Annotated in this window: 3 protein-coding genes; all 3 read right to left on the reverse strand. The window is 73.2% G+C overall.

Features of this window, described 5'->3' with window-relative positions; all coding sequences use genetic code 11:
• The coding region (locus VF536_RS18185) for an efflux RND transporter permease subunit (protein WP_331616272.1) at positions 1-935 on the reverse strand (935 nt) is incomplete at its 3' end.
• A complete protein-coding gene (locus VF536_RS18190) occupies positions 932-2044 on the reverse strand; it encodes an efflux RND transporter periplasmic adaptor subunit (protein WP_331616273.1) in 1113 nt (370 codons plus the stop codon). The genes VF536_RS18185 and VF536_RS18190, both read right to left, overlap by 4 nt.
• Positions 2041-3033: TolC family protein (locus VF536_RS18195; protein WP_331616274.1), on the reverse strand; the 993-nt coding region annotated here is incomplete at its 5' end. The genes VF536_RS18190 and VF536_RS18195, both read right to left, overlap by 4 nt.

Genomic DNA, 3033 nt, shown 5'->3' on the forward strand with positions numbered 1-3033 from the left:
TGCAGCGTGGCGACGGCGCGGCGCACGCCGGCGGCCACCTCCAGTTCGCCGAAGCCGCGCGCACGGACGATCTCGAAGCCGACCACCGGCCGACCGTCCAGCAGCGCGGCGGCGCGGGCCTCCGCGGCGGTGTCGGTCATCGTCGCGACCTGGCCGATGCGGATGCGCCGGCCGTCGGTCAGCGAGAGTTCGATGGCGGCGATGTCCTCGGCCGTGCGCACCGTCGCGATCGTGCGCACCGACTGCTCGATGCCGCCGAGGTCGACGCGACCGCCCGAAGCCTCCTGCTGCACCTCGCGCAGCTGGCGCGAGATCTCGGCGGCGGTCGTGTTCAGCGCGAGCAGGCGCTGCGGATCGAGTTCGACGCGCACCTCGCGCTCGATGCCGCCGACGCGGTTCACCGCGCCGACGCCGGGCACGGCGAGCAGCGTGCGGCTCACGTCGTTGTCGATGATCCAGGACAGCGCCTCGGTATCCAGCTGCCGATCGGAACCGGGTGCCACCGTGAAGGTCAGGATCGCCGAGCCGACGATCTCGACCTTCTTGATGACGGGATCGCGCAGGTCGGCCGGCAGGTCGGCGCGGACCCGCGCGACCGCGTCGCGGACGTCGTCGACGGCCTGGTCGGTCGGCTTCTCCAGCCGGAACTCGATGGCGATCTCGGCCGAGCCGTCGGTCAGCGTCGTGTGGATGTGCTTGACGCCCTGGACGGTGGCCAGCGAGTTCTCGATCTTGCGGGCGACCTCCGTCTCCATCTGCGACGGCGACGCGCCGGGCAGCGACGCGGAGACGGAGACGCGCGGCACGTCGATGTCGGGGAAGTTCTGGACGGACAGCGCGGAGAAGGCCATCAGCCCCAGCACCGTGAGCAGCACGAACAGCAGGATGGCGGGCGACGGATTCCGGATCGACCACGAAGAGACGTTGAGGCTCATGGCGCGCCTCCGACGACGCGCACCAGGTCGTTGTCGCCGAGGAAGGCGCCGCCGGACGCGACCACGCGGTCGGCGCGCGCCAGGCCTTCCAGGATCTCCACCATGTCCCCGGTCTGGCGGCCGATGCGCACGCGGGCCTGGGCGACGCGGTCCTTCCCGTCGATCCGCATCACCTGATGCAGCCCGTCGCGCATCTGCACGGCGCTGCTTGGCAGCACCATCGCGGCGCTGCTGCCCAGGTCGAAGTCGCCGTGCGCATAGGTGCCGGCGCGCGCCGCGTGATGGCGCGGCAGGTCCACGTACACGAGACCGTTGCGCGTCAGCATGTCGACCGAGGGCGCGATCATGCGCACGCGGCCCTCCACGGCCTCGCCGTTGACCAGCGTGACGCGGACGCGTTGTCCCGGCTTGAGCCGGACGAGGTCGGGCGCGGCGATCTCGGCGCGCCATTCGACGCGGCCGCCTCGGATCATGCGGAACAGCTCCTGTCCCGCCGGCACCACGGAACCCACCGTCGCGGCGCGCGCGGAGATGACGCCGTCGTCCGGCGCGAGCACTCGCGTGTGCGTGAGCCGCAGCGACTGGCTCTGCTCGACGGCGCGGGCCGCGTCCAGCCGCGCCTGCGCGGAGCGCGCGGCGGCGTCGTACTGCTGGATCTGCTGCGTCGACAGCGCGCCGCTTTCCTGCAGTGCCTGCGCGCGCTGCGCATTGGCCGAGGCTTCAGCGAGCGCCACGGCCGCCTGCGCGACCTCGGCGCGACGCTGCGCGAGTTCGGCGTTCACCGTGTCGGCGGAGAAGGTCGCCAGGACCTGACCGCGACGGACCTCGTCGCCAACGTTGACCTTCACGTCGGTCAGGCGCAGGCCGTTGGCCTCGGAGCCGATCAGCGCCTCCTGCCAGGCCGTCACGTTGCCGTTGGCGGACAGGCTGATGGGCAGCGTCGCCGGTCGAAGGCGCGCGACGGCCACCGCGAGCGCGGGCTTCTCATGAGGCCCGGCCGCCGGCTCGCTGGCCGTCGCGGAGGGACTGACGAACTTGACGGCGAGGGCGGCGCACAGCAGCGCCGCGGCTGCGACGGAGAGTGTGAGCTTGAGGGAGGGAGTCATCATCGGCGGAGGAGGTCGGAGGTGATGTCGTTGACGGAGATCGCGGCGGCGCGGGATGCGCCGATCAATGCGGACGTCGATGCGGACGTCGATGCGGAGGCGGTCGTTTCATTCGCCGGCAGACGGGATGGACCGGCGTCGTCCGCCGGCGCGGGCGTCGCCCAGCCGCCGCCGACCGCGCGGTACAGCGAGATCCAGGCGACGAGCCGCTCATGGCGCAGGCCGTTCAGCGTGCTCTGCGCGACCAGCAACGAGCGGCGCGCGTCCTCGACCTCGAAGAGGCTGGAGGCGCCGGCCTCGTAGCTCGCCGCGGTGGCGCGGTAGGAGCGCTCGTAGCCGAGCGCCGCCGCGGCCGCGTCCTCCTGCCGCAGGGCGGTGCCCTGCAGCGTGACGAGGGCGCTTTCCACCTCCTGGATCGCGGTGCGCAGCCGCGCGGCGTAGACCCGCATCGCGGCGTCGTGGCGTTCGCGCGCGACTTCGGCGTTGGCGCGCCGCGTGCCGCCGTCGAAGAGCGGGAAGGTCACCGCGACCGGCCCCATCGTCCAGACTGAGCCGTCGGTCGTGAGGCCCGCGCTGCTGGAACGCGCCGCGCCCAGGTTGCCCGCGAGCGTGATGCGCGGCCAGCGCAGCGCGGCAGCCTGTGTCGCATCGGCGCCGGCGGCGGCGACCTCGCGCTCCGCGGCCTGGATGTCGGGGCGCTGCGCCAGCACTTCCGCCGGCAGCGACGTGACGCTGAATTCGCGCGGCTGCGGCAGCCGGTTGGCGCGCGTGGCGAGCTCGATGCGCAGGGCGCCTTCCTCGCGGGCGGTCAGCGCGACCAGCGACTTCACCAGCAGGTCGCAGTTGGTGACCTGTCGCAGCAGTGCGGCCCGGCCTTCCGCCGCGCTGGCGTGGGCGAGGGCGGCAGCCGCCGGTGAACGCGCACCCGCCTGGGTGGCGCGGGCGGTCAGCTGCGCGATGCGCTTGCGCGAGGCGGCGTCCTGGTCGAGCTG

The organism is Roseateles sp. (assembly GCF_036486225.1).
Taxonomy (GTDB): Bacteria; Pseudomonadota; Gammaproteobacteria; order Burkholderiales; family Burkholderiaceae_C; genus Roseateles.

What these genes read in the sequence shown, in the direction of transcription:
- VF536_RS18190 (WP_331616273.1), bottom strand. Translation starts at nt 2,044, where the DNA reads ATGATGACTCCCTCCCTCAAGCTCACACTCTCCGTCGCAGCCGCGGCG.